The organism is Stenotrophomonas sp. CASM101 (assembly GCF_049384845.1).
GTDB classification, from domain to species: Bacteria; Pseudomonadota; Gammaproteobacteria; order Xanthomonadales; family Xanthomonadaceae; genus Stenotrophomonas; species Stenotrophomonas hibiscicola.
Window position 1 is genome coordinate 593187 of record NZ_JBMRFR010000001.1, and the last position, 20157, is coordinate 613343.

A 20157-nucleotide genomic window follows, 5' to 3' on the forward strand; every position below is an offset into this window, starting at 1 on the left:
CTCGCAAACGCATTCTCTTTACCGGCGGGCCGCGGCCCGCCCCACGGAAATCCCCACCATGCTGAAGATCGAAAACCTCCACGCCCGCATCGGCGACAAGGAAATCCTCAAGGGCCTGTCGCTGGACGTCCAGCCGGGCCAGGTGCACGCCATCATGGGCCCGAACGGCGCCGGCAAGTCCACCCTGGGCAATGTCCTGGCCGGCCGCGAAGGCTACGAAGTGACCGAAGGCAGCGTGCAGTTCGACGGCGTCGACCTGCTGGAGCAGGACCCGGAAGCGCGCGCCGCTGCCGGCCTGTTCCTGGCGTTCCAGTACCCGGTGGAGATCCCGGGCGTGAACAACACCTACTTCCTGCGCGCGGCACTGAACGCCCAGCGCAAGGCACGCGGTGAGGAGGAACTCGATTCCATGCAGTTCCTCAAGCTGGTGCGCCAGAAGCTGGCCGTGCTGCACCTGAAGGACGAACTGCTGCACCGTGGCGTCAACGAAGGCTTCTCCGGTGGCGAGAAGAAGCGCAACGAGATCTTCCAGCTGGCCGTGCTGGAACCGAAGCTGGCGATCCTGGACGAAACCGACTCGGGCCTGGACATCGATGCACTGAAGAGCGTGGCCGATGGTGTCAACGCACTGCGCGCTGCTGATCGCTCGTTCCTGGTCATCACCCACTACCAGCGCCTGCTGGACTACATCAAGCCGGACGTGGTGCACGTGCTGGCCGATGGCCGCATCGTCAAGACCGGTGGCCCGGAACTGGCCCTGGAACTGGAAGCGCACGGCTATGATTTCCTGAAGGACCGGGTCGTGCCCGAGGCGGCGGTCTGATGAGCGCCTTGCTTGATTCGATGGCCCAGGCCTTCTGCGGCAGCGATGCGCGCCGCGAAGTGCTGGATGCGGCCCTGCGTGACGGCCTGCCGGCCGCCCGCAACGAGGCTTGGAAGTACACCTCGCTGCGGCAGCTGGAACGCCGTGCGTTCGCTGCGGCACCGCTGCAGGGCCCGGCGCTGGACGCCGCCCTGCTGGACGACATCCCGGCGCCGCGCCTGGTGTTCGTCAACGGCCGCCTCGATGCCGCGCTGAGCGACGTGCAGGCCCTCCCGGCCGGCGTGCAGCTGCAGCCGCTGTCGGCCGCACTGGCCGCTGGCGAAGACGCCGTGCGTTTCCTTGGCCGCCGCTACGAGCGCAGCGAGGAGATCTTCGCCCGCCTGAATGCCGCGCTGGCCGATGAAGGCGTGGTGCTGCGCGTGGATGAAGGCGTGCAGGTCGACGTGCCGCTGCAGCTGGTGTTCGCCAGCGTCGCCGGCGACACCGACCTGGCCTGGCATCACCGCCACCTGATCGAACTGCGTGCCGGCGCCAGCCTGGGCGTGGTCGAGCACCGCTTCAGCGTGGGCGACTCCGCCCACCTGGACAACACCGTGCTGCATGCCCACGTCGCTCGCGATGCCGTGCTCAAGCACGCCCGCGTGCAGGCCGGCAGCGCGCGCCAGACCAGCTTCCTGCGCACCGACGCGGTGCTGGCCCGCGACGCGCAGTACCACCGCGTGGACCTGGAACTGGGCGCCGCGCTCAGCCGCCATGAACTGAACGTGCGCCTGGAAGGCGACAATGCCCAGCTGACCGCCAACGGCGTGCTGCTTGGCAATGGCCGCCGCCACGTCGAAACCCGCCTGGGTATCGACCACATCGCACGCGATACCGCCTGCGAACTGCTGTGGCGCGGCGTCGCCGCCAACCGCAGCCGCGTGGTGTTCCATGGTGGCATCCAGATCCGCGAAGGCGCCGATGGCACCGACGCGAACCTGTCCAACAAGAACCTGCTGCTGTCGGCCGACGCCGAGATCGACACCCAGCCGACGCTGGTGATCGACGCCGACGAAGTGAAGGCCGCGCATGGCGCGACCGTTGGCCAGCTCGATGCCAACGCGCTGTTCTACCTGCGCTCGCGCGGCCTGCCGCAGGCACAGGCGCAGGCACTGCTGAGCGCCGCGTTCTGCCACGAGCCGTTGAAGATCCTGCCGGACGCACTGCGTGCGCAGCTGGCACACCGTCTGGACAAGGCGCTGGCCGAGGCAGGTGTGGCATGAACCTGTCCACGCCGCGCCCGATCGAAGAACGCACCGGCGCCCCCGACTGGGACCGCGTCCGCCTCGACTTCCCGCTGCTGATGCGTGAAGTGCATGGCAAGCCGCTGGTCTATTTCGACAATGCCAACACCGGCCAGAAGCCGGTGCAGGTGATCGGCGCGGTGGACGAGTTCTACCGCCGCTACAACGCCAACGTCAGCCGCGCGGTGCATGCACTGGGCAGCGAAGCCACCGACGCTTACGAAGGCGCACGCAACACGCTGGCGCGCTTCCTCAACGTGCGGCCCAGCGACCTGGTGCTGTGCAGCGGCACCACCTTCGCCATCAACCTGGTGGCCTATTCGTGGGCGCTGCCGCGGCTGAAGGCCGGCGACGTGATCCTGATCACGCGCATGGAGCACCACGCCAACATCGTGCCGTGGCAGCTGGTCGCGCAGCGTACCGGCGCCACCATCCGCGTGGCCGAGATCACGCCTGACGGCGCACTCGATCTGGATGCGCTGCGCGCGGCGATGACCCCGGAGGTCAAGCTGCTGGCCGTCACCCACGTCTCCAACGTGCTGGGCACGGTCAACCCGGTGCGCGAGATCTGCCGCGAAGCGCGCAAGCGCGGCATTATCACCGTGGTCGATGGCTCGCAGGCCGTGCCGCACCGCAAGGTCGATGTCGCCGCGATCGGCTGCGACTTCTACGCCATCACCGGCCACAAGATGTGCGGCCCGACCGGTACCGGCGCACTGTGGGCGCGCCGCGAGCACCTGGACGCGATGCCGCCGTTCCTCGGTGGCGGCGAGATGATCAAGGAAGTCAGCTTCGACGGCACCGTGTTCAACGATGCCCCGCACAAGTTCGAAGCCGGCACCCCGAACATCGCCGGTTTCATCGGCCTGGGTGTGGCTGCCGACTACCTGCAGCAGCTTGGGCAGGAGAACGTGGAAGCCCGCGAAGCCGAACTGCTGGCGCACTTCACCGAAGAGCTGCGCCGCGTCGACGGCCTGCGCATCATCGGCGAAGCGCCGGAGAAGGCTGCGGTGGTCTCGTTCCTGATCGATGGCGCGCATGCGCACGATCTGGCCACCCTTCTGGATCTGGAAGGCGTGGCCGTGCGCTCGGGCCAGCACTGCGCACACCCGCTGCTGCAGTACTTCGGCGTCGCGGCTACCTGCCGCGCCTCGCTGGCCTTCTATAACACGCATGCCGAGATCGAGCGGTTCATGACCGCACTGACCAAGGTGCGGAAGCTGCTGGGCTGAGGATTCGCCAGAATCAGGGAAGTACGAGAACGCCGCAGGGAACTGCGGCGTTTTTTATTGCGCGCTGGACGCAAGCAAGCAGAGGCGTAACGGGGAAATGCTGAGTGATGCCAGGAACGGGCAATCTCACCCTAATGCCGATCCATCCATCATCAACGGCCTTGTGACACCGTCTTCTACATGCCAACAAGCATGGACACCCCGGAGGCAATCAAGAAAACGTACATCATCACGACGCCCCTCAACACCCACCGTTCCCCCTGATGGAGCGTCTGCCCTTTGGAAGTAGGGGCAAGCACTGCAATACCGCGCAAGCACCTAAGCCACCAATCAACCTTGATGATTCCGACTGCAGCGAGTACTTCCGGCCGTTCACGCTCGATTTTCAGCAACATTCTGTGAGCCGCAAATGCGTTTACCCACATGGCACCTAGAATGATGGAAGCCCAAATGGGGAAGCTCTCAACAAGGCTTTTCATCGTTCTTCACCCTGGCTACGCGCTATAAAAACTCGTCAAACAGGCGCCGAAGATCAAATCAATCCGCAATTTCTGCAATACGGCAAACCCCTCCACCCACATCCGCCTCAACTCTGACGTACAGATTATTCGTAAAATACACATCCCCATGGCAAACCACGCGGACACTGCTCTCGTAGTAAGTTACAAGAAGTGAGGAATCAGTAGCGACCTCAGGCTTCACAACCCTGCTTTCACCGACAGGAATTGATCCTACGCCTACCACACCACCGCCAACCTCCAAGCTGACGCCATAAATCACGCCCCTTCCAACATTCTTTACAACAATCACCGGATCCGACAACCAATCACAACCCTGCAACCCCAGCGAAAGAACCACAGCAGCCAGGCATGATTGGATTCGACCACTCCACGCGGTTGAGTGCTCAGCATCCAACTTGCAGTTCGCCATTTCTTGCAGCCTCCGAACATTGAAACGACTTCCTGTGCGACTGCCGGAGCCACACAAGCCACGGCCCCACCGCGAGTACCACCCGAATCAACAGCAAACAGAGCCATTCATGGCTTAGTCCCAATTCAATACGCCGCGGGTGACGGAAAAGCCTGCGGAGCATGCCGAACAATCACCGGCGTTGCAGGCCCTTTGAAGCTACTCCATCACATAGCGCCCGCACACCCAATCTTCTACGTAGCAATCAGCTATGGATTCGATGCGTTCAATGGCGCAAGAAGCCCCTTGACGTACCCACCGAGACCAACTACGTCCTCAGCTGTACCAATCAGGTCCCGTCGCATCATCTTCTCGACATGCTCTACACCACCAAGTCGCGCGACAACATCCGCAAGGAAAGTGACATCTCCCGCAAATAACGTCACGTCCTGATCCAGCTTTACAACCCAGCGACCATCACGCGAAAACAAGAAATGATCACGCATGAAGTTCCCATCTTCCAACCAGTAGGAGCGCAGGCCATCCAGACCTCGCTCAATTTCCACGGGGTTTCCGCCGTCGGAGCTCTCTGAACATCGAACCGCGCACATCGCGATATCTGCAAAGTGCTCCGAAAGTGCGCTCAGCCACGCCACCCAAACATCATTCGGAGCAAAATCCTCATACAGGTTGCGATCAAACGCCATCCCAGCCCAGTCTTCCCGGAGGAGAGGGAGATCCGGAGGGTTAGAGTTTGAGAGAGATGCCGCAATGAAATCTGGCCAGCAACATGTATTTTTCATAGCTTCTCTGAATGCACTCAAGCCCACTCATCAATACTCCGCCTAACGGCCAACACCTGTGCTTCGGCATAGCGGGGATCGCGAATACGGATATCGGCATCATCAAGATAGTGCCATATCACGTGAGGAACACCGATTTCATACGAACTTGACCGAAGCACGTTCTTGATAAATTCCGCCCTCTGGTACCAGCTAGACACCTGCTCCACGGAAGCAGGCTCGGATTCCAAAAGCCTCCGCAGACAGGCTAGAACGAGATTCTTTACATCGATAGCGCTCAATGCGAAACCTCCTATTCTTCAACCAAGCGGAAATTGCCCCAAAGCCTATCGACGTGATCGATCAGCTCGCAATGACACAGACGCAATCGCGCGACGTGTAGAATTGAACAGCCCAGGAGTGAAATGGCGTACTGTGATATCTGTGACTCTGCCAGCCATCGAGAATGTTCCGAAGTCTCTGTCTGGCAAGTGTCAATCCTAACATGGAGACCATGCGATCACATGTTAGGCGCGCCTGTGGATCATCCCGCTTTCCTGCCACAGAAGGCAGAAATGAAAGCACATAACGCCATTTCCACAACCTATCACTCACTTCAGATCTTCAAGATTGACGAGCACATCTCCAAATTCCGCACGTGGAACGGGACCAGGGATTCGTAGGGAGCGAACTTCAAGGGGGGCGTGAATTTCGCCAAGCAGCAGATCACCTGTCGAATTGTCACTCTCCCTTGTCCTGAACACCCCGATTATCGAGACCCATGAATACGCGTATTCATCAAATACGCTTTGCTGCAGATCTATTGGCCCTCTAATTCGAACTTGGGTCTCCTCAGTCACTCCGGCCTCAAACAACTCTTTGCTTGAATTCAGTACAAAGAGCTCCCGGCTCACCCCGAGATAGCCCTCCATCCGCACCAACTTTCCATCGAATAGCCGGGGCGTAGCAGCCAGTTCCCGGAAGCTGACCCGGCAGGCGGAGCTGCCCTCGACGCCACAGGTCGTTCCAAACGGTACGCCCACACCTTCTTGATACCTGCAACCAGCCCCATAAAAAATAAAAACAATAACCACGAAAAACCGGAAATCAACATTCACGCCCACACCCCCGCGTCGCCATCCAGCGCCATGGGATACCGCTCACTTTCGCTGCACTCCCGCAAACCGCCCCTCCTCTGCCAGCCGAAAAATTCGCAGAATCATTGATAGCCAAGTTCATCAACAACAGCCTTGCACTTGGAATCCAAATCGACATGAAATGATTTCAACTCCTCGGACGGTAGTTTCCCGTCGTCCGAGCGATGCATTACTGCATATCCGCGCAACCCTGCCACCGTCCCCTCAGGAGCAATGTTGTAGATATCCCCACCCCACCCCCGCGACGACTTTACATAGTCAGCCACCACCAAAAGACAGTCGTCATCCAGTCGACCGCTTCCTATTTCATGTAGCGAACAACCAGCGACAGATACGAGACATAGCGCTGAAGTTAGCGCAAGCCCTTGAAGAACCATCGCTCGTCGTCGGCATCGAGATGAACTTGTGGATTTCACAGCACTCCCGCCACTTGTCGAGAAACCCAGGAAGGAACACCGTGGGCCGCCCGCCCCCCCCCCCCCGCGTTTGCAGTAATGATTCTATCAATAGCGCGTCAGCGACTGTTTGACGACAACGTGCTCCCATTCTACTTGGGATAGCCTTTCGCCCCTCGCCCCTTCAGCCATGGCCATCTGAACCAGCTCACCAGAAGGCTCATACACCGTACGCTCGATGACATTTCCATTGACAGCGGTGATCGCCACCGTTGAAACCAACGCATCGGTGTAACTGTACTCGACCACTTCCTGGGCAGCGGCCAGCACTATATTCAGGCCACACGCACCAACACCGCGAGTACCGCCCGAATCAGTGGAGAGCCAGCCCTTTTTCCAGCCGACAGCCCGCCCTCGACCTCTCGGCAACAATCGTCACGCACTCATTCACAGGAAGCCCACAGGTGTCCGCCGACCTGACGACACCTTGATGATCGGCTAAGACGAAATATACCCTCAATCTTTCGCTTCCAGCCTGATCAAATGATTTCCTGACATCAATTAAATGCACCCTGCATATTTGCGCTTCTGGCACACTTTCGGAACTGAAAACTGACTCGAGCGCCTGTGCGTAGTGATTAGCCGCTGCGTTTCTTGGCTCATGATTTATGACCACACCCAAACCTCCATCTCTCCCGCCACAGGCTGCAAGCCCTAACAAGCAAAGCGCCGCTACAATAATATCGACCAGCCGCCCAAAGCGATCAAGCACTTGGGAATTTTTCACTGAATCCCCTCCCAAAACTTAGCGCACGCGCAATCTACATCCTTTCACAGGCCCCGATCATTCGCTTCACGATGACCGAGGCACACTGGCCTTCGTCAATACCACAAGTCCCCGCAGTCAAGAATTTCCCGCCGCCATCAGTCAGTACATAGAAAATCCTTCTATTTCTCCGACCCTCCCGAGAGAGTTCGAGCTGCGATACCACCAACTCTGCATTCACTTTCCGCGCCCCGTCCACAGGACGCGAATGCATGAGCTCATCCATATCAGCATGGATCTTCTGAGATGAGGAGCTGTCGTGGTCCTGGTTGGCCACCCGAAGAAGACAACCGCGGTCCTGCACACAAGAGGCGAGAAGCGGCATCGATAAGGCAGCAGATAGAGAAATTATGATCTTCATCGAGACCTGCCCAACCAATAACCTCGTGTTCAAACCAGAATGCGCTCCGCACCACCCGTTCCTATCATCGAATCCGAACGAATTATTATCGGCATTTGCGCAACTGCTGCCTCTAATTGGAGAGCCCCACCCCGCAAGGTGGAACCCCGACCCGTTCATGCCGCAATCTCTGAAGATCCATCTCCATCAGTTCGCGCGTAGTCTCCGGCGAATCAAGACGCAAGCCTTCCTCGAGGATTTGCATTGCGCGCTTACAGTCCCCCCCGCCTTGCTCAAGGGAGAGGAACAGTGCCAATCGCTGCATTGAACTAACGTCCATTCGTGCGACCCCCTCCTCAAGCCAGTAGCGATACCGCTCCATGTCGCCACGCGTCGAGTAGTGCCATTCGAGCTTTAGACGGGCCTCTGCATTCCCGTTTTCAGCCATCGAAATCTGACGTTCCAATTCTTCCTCGGAAAGGGCCAAACTTGGCGCTTCATCATGTTTCTCATTTCGGGAAAGCCGCTCTTCCTGGGGCTCCCCGTTACCGCAGCCAACAAGCAGCAAAGACAAAACAACGGAATTCGAAAGAATTTTCATTGCTTCACCTTCACCGTTTCTATTCTACGAATTCTGGACCCCAATTCAGGCTCAGCAAACTGATAGGATATTGAACCATCAGCTTTGATCGTAATCGAACGAATGGCGGGACCCGTCGGCCCCGTCCCTCCAGGCGAGAACCTTTGCCATACACCTGCACCTCCGGTTCCGTTCTCACCCATACTGACACGGAGCGTCATATCATCTCCAGGCTTGTAGTTTTTTGGATAGCGAACGAATCCGTTGGGAGCATAGACGGACGACTTATTCAGGTTCGCCCATCCCTGAGCAAAAGCCTTTGCCTGACCGATTTCCGCCCCAAGGTGGCAACCTGCCATGAATATTTCCTGGCCCTGTTTTAGCCCAAACTGGGTCCGAGCCATATCCCATGAGCTGACTGTGGAGTAGTTTTCCATGCGCCCCCCTCGCTGGTCCTGAATGACCATGTTATTGGCGTGCCCTGCGACCGTGAACTTGCCCGGAATGTTGAGCGCATCTCCTGCCGCTCTCAGCCCGTTCGGATCAGCTTCACTGAACACGTTCATGTCTGCCCTGCCGTCCGGATCCTTGAACTTATACGGATTGGCAGAAGCGTAGCGATAGCGATTGAATGAAGCCCCTTCCGAACTAGCTGCAACTGGATCAGCCCCCAGAAATGCGACAGTTTGGAAGTCATAGTACCGCTGCTGCATGTAACTCAGCCCGGTCCCGGAGTCCGTCACATGCCCCGCATATCCCGGCCCATCCTTCAACGGCCGATTGACCACCGCCCCATACGGCTCATACACCGTACGCTCAATGACATTTCCGCTGGCATCGGTGATCGCCACCGGTGAACCCAGTGCATCAGTGTGGATGTACTCGACGACTTCCTGTGCGACCGCCGGAGCCACACAGGCCGCCAGCACCACCACCGTGAGCACCGCCCGAATCAACAGCGAACAGAGTCCATTCATGGCTTAGTCCCAATTCAATACGCCGCGGGTGACGGGGAAGTCTGCGGACCATGCCGAACAGCCACCGGCGTTGCAGGCCCTGACAATGTAGAGACTGGCGCAGTAGGTCCCGCCGCTCGACTGCACGTAGGTATTGGGGCCGGTGTACAGGCGCCGTCCAGTATGCAGTGACCTGTCGGCACCCGCCTCGGATACCATCAGAAAATCCCTGTTATCACGAACCGCTTCATGGGAGCCGCGATTGATACTTGAAACTCACTTCAGATCTTCGAGATCAACGGACACGTCTCCGAAAGTCGCTCTTGGAATCGGACCTGGGACTCTCAACGACTGAACGTCAAGTGGGGCATGCATTTCGCCGAGAAGAAGATCATCCGTCGACCCGTCCGTCCTCCTAAGCCTGAACTCCCCAGTCACTGATACCCACGAATAGGCATACCGATTAAAAACGTCACGCTGGAGATCTATTGGGCCCCTGATGCGAACTTGGGTCTCATCAGTCACTCCAGCTTCGAACAGCTCCTTGCTGGAGTTCAATACAAAGAGCCCTCGACTAACTCCGAGATAGCCTTCCACGCGTATCGATTTCCCATCGAATAGACGGGGGGTCGCAGCCAGCGCCCGGAAGCCGACTCGGCAAGCTGGATTCTGACCGATCCCACAATCCTTTGCGGGCGGCGTCTGCCGTCCTTCCTGATCACCGCAACCGACCACGGAAATCGCCAAGAAGAAGGTCACGAAAAGCTGATAATTTATTCTCATTTCACAACCTCCGACACACCATCCTTGTTCAGCCTATAGACCCCCGACGGATCCGAAACGTAATTAATCGAATTTGTTTTCTTGTACGTTTCAACATCCCAATATGAGAATGGCGAGTAGGCACGATTGTATCCGTCCAATGCTGGATGCGTGTGGATATTGATCCCCCTACGAGAGGCCTACCGGCAGTCCCACCCAGCCAGTCCACGTCACGAACCTGACTGGATATCCCAATATCGGAAAGGTGAAAGGCACCGCTATTCTTCATCACGATTTCCGCACTCACTTCCCATCCGAATCTAACAGAGTACTTCTGATAAACCTTTGAAAAAATCTTGGCAGCGGTGTCTGAATTCGCGTTCGGAATTGACTCCATCTTTACCTTCGTAGCATCAACAACACCCTTCATGGCATCATATCGAGCCTGTGCATTTTCCTTTGTAAAGCCAGACGGGAGAGCCCCTCCGATTGCCGCCACTCTTACCCCGGCCGCAATGCCATTGTTTTATATTTTGCTCCCAGTAATAGCCTGCCGAGCATCCTTGGGCTGCCTTCCATCCGGATCAAGGAACCGATACGGGTTCCCCAGCGCATACGCGTAGCGCCCAAAAGCAGCCACTGATGAAGCTATTGGATCGGCGGATAGAAATGCCCCAGTCTCCACATCATAGTACCGCTGCTGCATGTAACTCAGCCCGGTCCCGGAGTCCGTCACATGCCCCGTATATCCCGGCCCATCCTTCAACGGCCGATTCACCACCGCCCCATACGGCTCATACACCGTACGCTCGATGACATTTCCGCTGGCATCGGTGATCGCCACCGGTGAACCCAGTGCATCAGTGTGGATGTACTCGACGACTTCCTGTGCGACCGCCGGAGCCACACAGGCCGCCAGCACCACCACCGTGAGCACCGCCCCGAATCAACAGCGAACAGAGTCCATTCATGGCTTAGTCCCAATTCAATACGCCGCGGGTGACGGGGAAGTCTGCGGACCATGCCGAACAGCCACCGGCGTTGCAGGCCCTGACAATGTAGAGACTGGCGCAGTAGGTCCCGCCGCTCGACTGCACGTAGGTATTGGGGCCGGTGTACAGGCGCCGTCCAGCTCCGGAAGGCTCAAGCTGATACTCCGTTGCCCCCGGAACCGCGCGCCAGCCGACGCTGCATTGCACCTGATAGGGCGCCTTGCGCGTGCTGAGCCACTCCGCCACGTAGATCTGAGTGGCTGCAGGAGGAAGCACGACGGAGACACTGGCGATGCCCGAGTAGGGACTGCACCCCGCGAAATTGCATGCCCTCACGCGATAGGCGTAGCTGCCATTGCCACGGCTGGCACCAAAGCTGTTCCCGCCGCCGTTATGCACCACCGTCCAGCCACCACCGTTGGCACTCTCCTCCAGCACGAAGCTCTCGCTGTTGGCCGGCACCGACCAGCTCAGGCTGTACTGCGGCACGTTCACCAGGCCCGGCGCGCTGATCACCGGCTCGATCGTCGGCGGCCCGATCATCTCTCCTGTAGCAGCCAGGCCAGGAAAACGCGAAAGCACGCGAGGTGGAACTACTGGCGCACTTCACCGAAGAGCTGCACCGCCTCGCCGGCCTGCGGATTATCGGGGAGGTGCAGGGAAGGCCGCCGCGGTCTCGCCCGTGCTCAGCGGCGAGCACGTCCATGAACAACTGGTGATCCTGCACAATCTGAAAGAATGAAAGTGCGATAGGGCCCGCACCACGCCCGCCCGCTGATGCAGCACTTCAGCGTCGGGGCCACCTGCCGTACCTCCCTAGCGTCCTACATGGCGCACGCCAAGATCGAACCGTTCATGACGGCGTTGGCGACGGCGCGGAAGTTGCTGGGGTGTGTTTTGAGTAGCAGCGAGCAAGACGAGAATGCCGCGGGAGACTGCGGCCTTTCCGTTCCTAACAATTGCCCAGATCGACCCGCTGGATGTCGGGCATAAACGTCGACTTGCGTAGGAAAGAACGCAAGCGCCAACCAATGCAACTCTGCATAGAACGCCCACGAGGCGAGCACTTCCATCATGCACCAAACGAGCAACGACAAGCTGTGCCGACAACGCTCGCCAAGCGCCTGTCACCAACCCACTCGACTCATTCGCTATAAACCCAAATGAACGCCTTCCATCACCCCCATTCGATCTACATCCACTGGAGCACTTGGGGGCCTGGGGGCACCATCGCGATTCCAGCGAAACGTGCCGGTCACCCGCAGGAATTTCTCCTCCCCACTCTCAACCGAAGGAATCTCTCGAAAGGCATCCGGGCTTGATTCTGGATAGGCCACCAATGAACTGAATGAGTTCCTTGCGTCCAGTTCATCACGCGAAGGAAAGAGCAAGATCACACCGTTGACCTGATCTATCCATGCATAGAAAGAAACCAATCGCCCGTCAAATTTTTCTGGCTGAGACAACAGCGCAGACATCGTGGTCATGCACGTTTCATACCCTAAGTCATTGCCTCGAAATTTACAGGCGCTTGGAGCCCCCGCCGCGCGCCCCTCCTGACTGGATGAAGAACAAGCGCCAAGGATGAAAACCAGCGTAACAACTGCAAACCACCGACGTCCGGGATCCATCATTTCACCTTAAAGAAGTAGTCTTCGGCCGCGATGTACGCGCCAGGGTTCGTTCTAGCATTGACCGCTCGTCAGTGCCGCAAGTTCCCGCAGTCAAGGATCTCCCGCCGCCATCAGTCAATACATAGAAGATCCTTCCATTTCTCCGACCTTCCGAGAGCGTTCGAGCTGCGATACCACCAACTCTGCCTTCACTTCCCGCGCCCCATCCACAGGGCGCGAATGTATGAGTTCATCCATATCAGCATGGATCTTCTGAGATGAGGAGCTGTCGTGGTCCGGGTTAGCCCCCCCCGAAGAAGACAACCGCGGTCCTGCACACAGGAGGCAAGAAGCGGCATCGATAAGGCTGCAGATAGAAAAATTTCGATCTTCATCAAAACCGAACCAAGTCACTTTCCCTAAAGTTGCTTATCAAGGCGCTTTGCGTCGAGCCGACCTTCGCCCCTGAAGAACCCCTTGAAATTGCTAAGTCGATGCGGAGACGCCGTATCGTTGTTCAGCATCGCATCGGCGAAGCGCTGGAGAAGGCTACCGTAATCTCGTTCCTGAACGATGGCGCGCTTGCACACGACCTAGCCACCCTGCCCGACTCGGCACGCCGAGGCCGAGCAACTCGTGACCGCATTGACCAGGTGCGTAAGTTGCTTGGCTGAGGATTCGCCGTAGTCAAGGACATGCGAGAACACCACGGTAAACCGTGGTGTTCTTGTTTTCAGCGACTACCTACTCTGACATGCCGTACGACGATCAGGAATGACATCTGCGAAGGCGGCGTCAGCTGCGGATACGCTGATAGCAGCCTCAACGACAATCGCTAAACATGTCGACCATGCATCAACGCTTGCCGCCACCCCATACAGAGTCGTAAAGCCCCAGCATGAGAAGCACCATGAAGGAAGTCATCCCCAAGTACAGGAATCGGCTCGCCAGCCGATGCGAATCACAAACACTCTTACTCAAGATCACTCCATCCAGGCGCCCTCTGTTCACTGCGCGGAGCCGTTGATAGGCGCCTTCAAATTCCAAAGAAACTCCCGGACGTTTGCGCCTGCTCAACTCCGGATGATCACGCTCCAGTCTCACCTTGAACTCGTGAAGAAAGTAGAAATATGCTGGATAGAAGATGATGATTCCCAGAATTGAAAGCAAGAACAACCAGCTCATAGCTCTTTCTCCCATCCCCCCATCGCGGGAGGCTTGACTATTGCCTGTCCACCAAAGCCACCGCCAGCAGAAACCGATAGAGACCCTCCGCCGTGATCATTGAAACGGGCACTCAAACCAATAGCGAGGCCATCGCCTATTCGCACCTTAAAGTATCCCAGAGGGTTACCCTTAAGCGCCAGATCAGTTGTCCCTTTGGGGTCACCCCAAGAGAACACCTTGAAATTCGCCTGGGCGCCGATGAATCCGCCCAAGCCCATCACTTTGTAAACGCCTAGCCGGTCACTTTGCCACGGGCGCGTCGTCTTGGTCGCGGTAGCCTCCGCGCCAAGACCCAGGGCAAGAGAACCACTTGCTGTGAACGACGTCCTTCTGATTGCACGCTCCCCGGTATTTTCGATCAGTTCCCCCATACTCCCCGCAGGAGGAATTGAAGGCTCCGAATTTCTGTTTCCTGCCGAAATCCTCGACCCACCAATACTTCCACCGCGCCCCCCCCTTTGTCCAACCTGCACCCCGTGTCCTTTCCGCATGCTTGCCGTCCATCAGGATCAGTAAACGCGTATGGATTACTTTGCGCGTAGTGATACCGTCCGAACGCAACTTCTGTAGCAGCAACGGGATCGACAGAATGAAACGCGCTCGCCTCTGGATCGTAATACCGCTGCTGCATATAACTCAGCCCGGTCCCCGAGTCCGTCACATGCCCCGTATATCCCGGCCCATCCTTCAACGGCCGATTCACCACCGCCCCATACGGCTCATACACCGTACGCTCGATGACATTTCCGCTGGCATCGGTGATCGCCACCGGTGAACCCAGTGCATCAGTGTGGATGTACTCGACGACTTCCTGTGCGGCCGCCGGAGCCACACAGGCCGCCAGCACCACCACCGCGAGTACCGCCCGAATCAACAGCGAACAGAGTCCATTCATGGCTTAGTCCCAATTCAATACGCCGCGGGTGACGGGGAAGTCTGCGGACCATGCCGAACAGCCACCGGCGTTGCAGGCCCTGACAATGTAGAGACTGGCGCAGTAGGTCCCGCCGCTCGACTGCACGTAGGTATTGGGGCCGGTGTACAGGCGCCGTCCAGCTCCGGAAGGCTCAAGCTGATACTCCGTTGCCCCCGGAACCGCGCGCCAGCCGACGCTGCATTGCACCTGATAGGGCGCCTTGCGCGTGCTGAGCCACTCGGCCACGTAGATCTGAGTGGCCGCGGGAGGAAGCACCACGGAGACACTGGCGATGCCCGAGTAGGGACTGCACCCCGCGAAATTGCATGCCCTCACGCGATAGGCGTAGCTGCCATTGCCACGGCTGGCACCAAAGCTGTTCCCGCCGCCGTTATGCACCACCGTCCAGCCACCACCGTTGGCACTCTCCTCCAGCACGAAACTCTCGCTGTTGGCCGGCACCGACCAGCTCAGGCTGTACTGCGGCACGTTCACCAGGCCCGGCGCGCTGATCACCGGCTCGATCGTCGGCGGTCCGATCACCGCTACCGTCGACGTGGCCGACCAGGGTCCGCAGCCCGCGCCGTTGCAGGCGGCAACCCGATAGCCGTAGTTGCCCACACCACGCGCGGCGGTGGCGTAGGAACCCGCGTTGCCGTCGAACAGCGTGACCCATCCACCACCATTGCTGCTTTCCTGCAGGGTGTAGCGCGTGGCACCAGCCACCCCGTTCCAGCCAATGCCGATACTGCCCGGCGCAGCGCGTGCCGGCGCAGAAAGACCTGGCGCAGTGGCAGGCGGATACACCACCGTCACCGCAGCCGTTGCGCTGTATCCCGTGCACCCCACCGGGTTACATGCGCGAACCCGGTAGTTGTAGCTTCCCGCTGCCTTGCCACTGAAGGCCTTGGACTGACTGATGGCGTTGTGCACCTGGGCCCATGCGCCACCATTGGCGCTTTCCTCCAGCTCATAGCGCTCGGCACCGGAAGCCGCAGACCAGGCCACGTTGTAGCTGCCGTTGAAGGCCGTGGCAGGCAGGTTCAAGGTCGGCACAGTGGATGGCGCCAGTGCCACGGCCACTGATGCGACATTGCTCCATCCGCCGCACACCGCCCGGCAGCCGCGCACGCGGAACTGATAGGTTCCCGTGACCAGGCCGGTGCTGGTGAACGATTGCGCCGCGCCATCAAAGACCGTGCTCCAGGTGCCCGCAAGGGCACGCTGCAGCTCATAGCGGTTGGCACCACCGGCCGGGCTCCAGGTCAGGTTCACGCTGCCCTGGGTGATGTAGCCCGGCGCACTCAGCGCGGGAACGCCGGGTGCGGCTTCGCCATGCACCTGGGACACCAGGCTGCCTGACAGGTAGAGATAGTCGGTCTGTTTGCCGGTACGTTCGTTGCGCTGGAATCGCAGCACACCGCCGTTGTCGTAGAACGAGTAGATTGCCCCCTTGCCACTGGCGCTGGCCTTCACCCGGCGCCCGTGGGCGTCATACTCGTAGCTCTCTGCTGTACCCGCCGCACGCAGCCGGTTGCCGTAGTCAAACGCGAAAGCCTGGCCATTGCGCACCGAAAGATTGCCCTGCACGTCATAGCCAAGACCGGTCACGGTTGCCCCGGTTCCGGTTTCGATCACGTTGACCAACCGATTCGTCGGATCGAAATAGTGCGTACGATCGCGGCTGCCGACCTTGGCACGGCGCAGGTTGTCCAGCGCGTCATACTCATACAATGCGTTGCCGAAGCCCGGTGCAGTGACCGTCCGCAACCGGTCCAGGCCGTCATAGGTCATGTCCCGGTTGCCGGGCGCCCCGGGCAGGCCATCGGAAATGGCCATCACGTTGCCGCCAGCATCGTAGTCGTAGCTGTCATCCAGCACTGCGGCCGCTGCAGTGGCATCGCGGCTGCGGTCGGGCAGCCCGCGGGCATTCTGGGTCAACGTGTGCACGATCCCGTTGCCATAGACAAAGCGGGCCAATGCGCCGTTGGCGAAGTAACTGGCCTCTTTCGCATAGCCACCGACCGTCGTCGCCCGACCCAGTGCATCCGGCGTATAGCTGACGACGCGCCCCCCCGGGTAGATATTGCTGGCCAGTGTGCCGTTGGCATCGTAGCCATAGGCCAGGCTCAGGCTTCCCAGATCCGGATGCTGCAGGGTTTCGCCACTGAGCAGGCGGCGGCGGTTGTACTGGTAGCGGTTGACGACCATCGGCCGGGCCGGGTCGTTCTGCGTACTGATCTCGGCAGGCAGACCATCAGGCGCGTAGGACCAGTTCTGATTTCCGCGCCCATCCGGGAAGATCAGGGTCGACAAGCGGTTGGCAGCATCGTAACTGCGCTTCACCGCACGTCCACTGGCCAGCGCTTCACTGCGGTTGCAGTCGGTGGTGCTGGTCAAACCCGTGCCGGCCGCCGACCACAGCACGTTGCCTGCCGCGTCGTAGTCCTGCACGGTCGCGCCGGTTTCCGGTTCGATGGTCTTGCACAGCTGCTGGTAGCCGTCATAGACGTAGCGGCGGGTCAGCGACTGGCTGCCGTCTGCACTGCGGCGGGTGATCGCCAGCGGCTTGCCCAGCGTATCTCGCTGGATCTCGGTCACCACGCCTTCCGGGTGCTGCAGCGTCAGCGGCATCTCATAGCTGGGCTGGTCGTAGGCAAGATGGCGTGTCGTCGTCGCCTGGCCTCGCGGGTTGGTCACTTTCACCGACAGATTGCCCACGTACTCGGTGCGGGTAACCAGTGCCCCCAGCTCGGACGATTGACTGACCGCCGTGGGGCGGCCCAACGCGTCGTACTGCGTCGTGGTGCCGGTCAGGGTGGCATTGATATCGGAGAACTGCCGCGTGGGATACGAGGCAAACACGGTCTTGCCGCTGGTGTCGTAGCGGGTCACCACGGCGCTGTCCAGCACGTTGTTGGCGTTTTCGGTCACCAGCACCGGGCGGAACATCGCATCCAGGTAGGTATCCGTGCGCCGCCCGCCCTGCGTGCGGGAATGCTTCCACGCACCGGCGGGCACCCCCAGCTGCGCGCCACCCAGCCGCTGCAGGTCCATGGTTACGCCATTCCAGTTCACGCTGTCACCGCCTGGGAACTGCTGGCTGCGCAGCCTGCCCATGCTGTCGTAGCTGAAGCTGGTGGTTGCGCCGGTTTCGTCGGTCAGCGAGGTGATCCAACCGTTATCGTCGACGGCAACCGTGCGCACCGCGCCATTGGGCGCTTCGGGCGTAGCCGGCATGCGCAGCTGCTGCGGAACGCCACGCTTCCATCCCGACAGATGGCTGGTATTGCCGCGGCCATCGGCCACCGAGGCAACCGTGCCGTCGGCTGCGTAGGTCACCTGCTGCGCCAGGCGGCCGAATGCATAGGCGCGTAGCGGCAGTGCTTTGGCCGTATCGAATTCGGTGCGGGACTGCTCGATGCCGTTGAGCACACTGCGCGCCACCTGGCCGTTCACCCACAGCGCGGGATTGTCGTAGTAGCTGGTGCTGCTGGTGCGACTCTGGCCGGCGGAATTCGCTTCGACAACGGTGACTTCGCGCGCAAATGCATCAAAGGCCTGCACGGTGCGGGTGAACTGCACGCCATCCTGTTCCACAACGGTGGATTGGACGGGGCGGTTGTAATGGGCCTTGAGATCGTTGGCACCGTACTTGAAGTCCTTGCCGGCCTCCTTCGGGAAGGGCGCCGCATCCAGCTGGGCATCCGGATAGTAGTTGTTGCGGTCAATGCGCACGACCGCGCCGCCCGATCGCGTTGTCGTCGACAACAACAGGCCATCGTTGTAGGCAACTTCCTTGCCGAACTCATAGACGCGAACGACACCATCGGGCAGCGTTTCGGTGGTGATCTTCGGCTCTGCCTGGCCCACCGGGATTACTGGACCGCCCAGGTCCTGGGCGAAAGCACCGTTGAGATTGGTGTATTGATAAGTCCACTGTGCAGTGGGCATGCCCGGACCGCTGATGGTCTTGGTCACCAGCGACATTGCGTCACGGTAGACCGGCGTGTAGTTCCAGCCATCGGCAAACAGGTGATTGTCGCCAGAGGTCTGGCAATCCAGCTTTACATTCTTGCGCCCGTGGCGGAACGGGCGGAACAGGAACGTTCCCAGCGCACCCGACGGATGCTGGATGCTCAGGGTGATCTCGCTGGGCACGATCTTGTTGACGCGCGAGCATGTGGCCGGGTAGTCCATGTACTCCCAGATGCTCTGCCCGATGTAGTCGGCATACTTGTGGGTGACTGACAGCGGCGGCAGGTTGTAGACCCATTGGGTACCGTCCGGCAGCGTCACTGTCCGCAGGATATCGGCCTCCGTGTACCCATAAGTCCAGGTGCGCCCTGCAGCGGTTGCGGACGCGATCAGTCCTTTCGCGTTGTAGCCCAGGCTGATCTCGCGGCCATCGTTGGCAACCATGCGCAACAGCCGGTCGCCACTCCACTCGTAGCGCACCCAGTTGCCGAAGCGATCCACAACCTGCGATGGGTACAGGAACACACGCTTTCGATTCAGCAGTGCATTGCTTTCTGGCCCGTAGGGTTGCAGCGTTGCACCGTTGTGGGGCTTGGCGACCATCCAGTCGAAGTAGTACTTGGTACCGTCGGGCGCATGACCAAGGAAGCCTTGTCCCGGCTGTCCGCTCTTCAGGGCGGTCAGGCAACTGAACGTCCAGCCGCCCTTGGTATTCCAAGGCGCCGGTTCGCCAAACTGTGGCTGCGGCTGGCGCGCATCACCGCTGCCTCCCAGGACCGGCTCACCGCCACCGCCTGGCAGGGAAAGGCGCACGCCATCCCAGAATGTAGTGGGACTGAAATTGACGGTCTGGGTTTGGCGACGGTTCCAGACCTCCAGCGCGGGGGGCGCCGCCACCGTACTGCAGCGCGCAGCAGGCGCCCAGTAGCCGACAGCAGCGGTCTCCGGCAGATCACCATAGACGCCGGACATGGACGGAATATCCAGATCCCAATCCGAGAATGGGCTCTCACTACTGCCATCGCCATCGCGGTAGCTGCGGCCCAAGGTCATCGTCAGGCTGCCATTGCCCGGAATCGAAACATCCGTGGCCTTGAAGCTGATCGAACCGTCATAGAGGTTGACCTGCTCACCGAAGATCTCGCCCTTCAGCGGCTCGACGAGGTCCCCGTACTTCAGTCGCTTGTCGTACTCCTGCCGCCAGGTGGGAACGATCTGGGCGGAAACGCCGACCGGTGCCAGCACGCACAGGGCAACGACACCGAGAAGAAGACCCTTGCCAGCCATTGCCGCGCGCGGATATGAAATGAGGCCAGACTGCATGCAGATCCTCCCTGGATCGACGTCCCTGTGTGCCCCACCCGCGCCGAACGGCAGTTGACCTTC

Annotated in this window: 17 protein-coding genes; 3 read left to right on the plus strand and 14 right to left on the minus strand. The window is 59.7% G+C overall.

Annotated elements, in window-relative coordinates; all coding sequences use genetic code 11:
• Positions 1-58: 58 nt before the first annotated feature.
• From sufC to VG543_RS02890, 3 genes are read left to right on the plus strand one after another with little or no spacing between them, the layout of a single operon-like run.
• Complete coding sequence (gene sufC, locus VG543_RS02880) at positions 59-823, plus strand: Fe-S cluster assembly ATPase SufC (RefSeq protein WP_058979323.1); 765 nt, start codon at positions 59-61, stop codon at positions 821-823.
• Entirely contained in the window at positions 823-2085 is a 1263-nt protein-coding gene (gene sufD, locus VG543_RS02885) for a Fe-S cluster assembly protein SufD (protein WP_288041608.1), read from the plus strand. Before sufC ends, sufD begins: the two co-directional genes overlap by 1 nt.
• Positions 2082-3338: a cysteine desulfurase gene (locus VG543_RS02890; RefSeq protein ID WP_010483557.1), complete on the plus strand. Its 1257-nt coding sequence runs from the start codon at positions 2082-2084 to the stop codon at positions 3336-3338. Before sufD ends, VG543_RS02890 begins: the two co-directional genes overlap by 4 nt.
• Before the next feature lie 176 nt (positions 3339-3514).
• Here VG543_RS02890 and VG543_RS02895 read toward each other — a convergent pair whose 3' ends face one another.
• From VG543_RS02895 to VG543_RS02960, 14 genes are all read right to left on the minus strand, one after another.
• On the minus strand, positions 3515-3817 hold the full coding sequence (locus tag VG543_RS02895) for a hypothetical protein (protein WP_423177674.1): 303 nt from the start codon (positions 3815-3817) through the stop codon (positions 3515-3517).
• A gap of 58 nt (positions 3818-3875) precedes the next feature.
• Complete coding sequence (locus VG543_RS02900; protein ID WP_144435314.1) at positions 3876-4268, minus strand: hypothetical protein; 393 nt, start codon at positions 4266-4268, stop codon at positions 3876-3878.
• Positions 4269-4516: 248 nt separating this feature from the next.
• Positions 4517-4954, minus strand: a complete 438-nt coding sequence (locus VG543_RS02905) for a hypothetical protein (protein ID WP_058979329.1) — start codon at positions 4952-4954, stop codon at positions 4517-4519.
• 686 nt (positions 4955-5640) lie between these two features.
• Positions 5641-6147: a hypothetical protein gene (locus VG543_RS02910; protein WP_134730473.1), complete on the minus strand. Its 507-nt coding sequence runs from the start codon at positions 6145-6147 to the stop codon at positions 5641-5643.
• 542 nt (positions 6148-6689) lie between these two features.
• The gene (locus tag VG543_RS02915) at positions 6690-6911 is read right to left on the minus strand and encodes a hypothetical protein (protein WP_019659408.1); all 222 of its coding nucleotides are present in this window, start codon (positions 6909-6911) and stop codon (positions 6690-6692) included.
• A gap of 969 nt (positions 6912-7880) precedes the next feature.
• Complete coding sequence (locus VG543_RS02920; RefSeq protein WP_329847169.1) at positions 7881-8348, minus strand: hypothetical protein; 468 nt, start codon at positions 8346-8348, stop codon at positions 7881-7883.
• Positions 8345-9304 carry an RHS repeat domain-containing protein gene (locus tag VG543_RS02925; RefSeq protein WP_423177676.1) on the minus strand — a complete coding sequence of 320 codons (960 nt, stop codon included), beginning with the start codon at positions 9302-9304 and terminating at the stop codon, positions 8345-8347. Before VG543_RS02925 ends, VG543_RS02920 begins: the two co-directional genes overlap by 4 nt.
• 1267 nt (positions 9305-10571) lie before the next feature.
• Positions 10572-10982 (minus strand): RHS repeat-associated core domain-containing protein, encoded by a 411-nt coding sequence (locus tag VG543_RS02930; RefSeq protein WP_423177677.1) that lies wholly within the window; start codon positions 10980-10982, stop codon positions 10572-10574.
• A gap of 37 nt (positions 10983-11019) precedes the next feature.
• Entirely contained in the window at positions 11020-11580 is a 561-nt protein-coding gene (locus VG543_RS02935; protein ID WP_312545954.1) for a hypothetical protein, read from the minus strand.
• A 608-nt stretch (positions 11581-12188) separates the two neighbouring features.
• On the minus strand, positions 12189-12524 hold the full coding sequence (locus tag VG543_RS02940; protein WP_279937795.1) for a hypothetical protein: 336 nt from the start codon (positions 12522-12524) through the stop codon (positions 12189-12191).
• A gap of 981 nt (positions 12525-13505) precedes the next feature.
• Positions 13506-13835 (minus strand): hypothetical protein, encoded by a 330-nt coding sequence (locus tag VG543_RS02945; RefSeq protein WP_262088559.1) that lies wholly within the window; start codon positions 13833-13835, stop codon positions 13506-13508.
• Positions 13832-14248 carry a hypothetical protein gene (locus VG543_RS02950; protein ID WP_187756749.1) on the minus strand — a complete coding sequence of 139 codons (417 nt, stop codon included), beginning with the start codon at positions 14246-14248 and terminating at the stop codon, positions 13832-13834. Before VG543_RS02950 ends, VG543_RS02945 begins: the two co-directional genes overlap by 4 nt.
• Positions 14236-14772, minus strand: coding sequence for an RHS repeat domain-containing protein (locus VG543_RS02955; RefSeq protein WP_423177679.1), 537 nt, complete (start codon positions 14770-14772; stop codon positions 14236-14238). Before VG543_RS02955 ends, VG543_RS02950 begins: the two co-directional genes overlap by 13 nt.
• Before the next feature lie 3 nt (positions 14773-14775).
• Positions 14776-20094 (minus strand): wall-associated protein, encoded by a 5319-nt coding sequence (locus VG543_RS02960; protein WP_423177680.1) that lies wholly within the window; start codon positions 20092-20094, stop codon positions 14776-14778.
• Between the last annotated feature and the right edge of the window lie 63 nt (positions 20095-20157).

What these genes read in the sequence shown, in the direction of transcription:
- sufC (WP_058979323.1), top strand. Translation starts at nt 59, where the DNA reads ATGCTGAAGATCGAAAACCTCCACGCCCGCATCGGCGACAAGGAAATC.
- sufD (WP_288041608.1), top strand. Translation starts at nt 823, where the DNA reads ATGAGCGCCTTGCTTGATTCGATGGCCCAGGCCTTCTGCGGCAGCGAT.
- VG543_RS02890 (WP_010483557.1), top strand. Translation starts at nt 2,082, where the DNA reads ATGAACCTGTCCACGCCGCGCCCGATCGAAGAACGCACCGGCGCCCCC.
- VG543_RS02895 (WP_423177674.1), bottom strand. Translation starts at nt 3,817, where the DNA reads ATGAAAAGCCTTGTTGAGAGCTTCCCCATTTGGGCTTCCATCATTCTA.
- VG543_RS02900 (WP_144435314.1), bottom strand. Translation starts at nt 4,268, where the DNA reads ATGGCGAACTGCAAGTTGGATGCTGAGCACTCAACCGCGTGGAGTGGT.
- VG543_RS02905 (WP_058979329.1), bottom strand. Translation starts at nt 4,954, where the DNA reads ATGGCGTTTGATCGCAACCTGTATGAGGATTTTGCTCCGAATGATGTT.
- VG543_RS02920 (WP_329847169.1), bottom strand. Translation starts at nt 8,348, where the DNA reads ATGAAAATTCTTTCGAATTCCGTTGTTTTGTCTTTGCTGCTTGTTGGC.
- VG543_RS02925 (WP_423177676.1), bottom strand. Translation starts at nt 9,304, where the DNA reads ATGAATGGACTCTGTTCGCTGTTGATTCGGGCGGTGCTCACGGTGGTG.
- VG543_RS02935 (WP_312545954.1), bottom strand. Translation starts at nt 11,580, where the DNA reads ATGATCGGGCCGCCGACGATCGAGCCGGTGATCAGCGCGCCGGGCCTG.
- VG543_RS02940 (WP_279937795.1), bottom strand. Translation starts at nt 12,524, where the DNA reads ATGACCACGATGTCTGCGCTGTTGTCTCAGCCAGAAAAATTTGACGGG.
- VG543_RS02945 (WP_262088559.1), bottom strand. Translation starts at nt 13,835, where the DNA reads ATGAGCTGGTTGTTCTTGCTTTCAATTCTGGGAATCATCATCTTCTAT.
- VG543_RS02950 (WP_187756749.1), bottom strand. Translation starts at nt 14,248, where the DNA reads ATGGGGGAACTGATCGAAAATACCGGGGAGCGTGCAATCAGAAGGACG.
- VG543_RS02955 (WP_423177679.1), bottom strand. Translation starts at nt 14,772, where the DNA reads ATGAATGGACTCTGTTCGCTGTTGATTCGGGCGGTACTCGCGGTGGTG.
- VG543_RS02960 (WP_423177680.1), bottom strand. Translation starts at nt 20,094, where the DNA reads ATGCAGTCTGGCCTCATTTCATATCCGCGCGCGGCAATGGCTGGCAAG.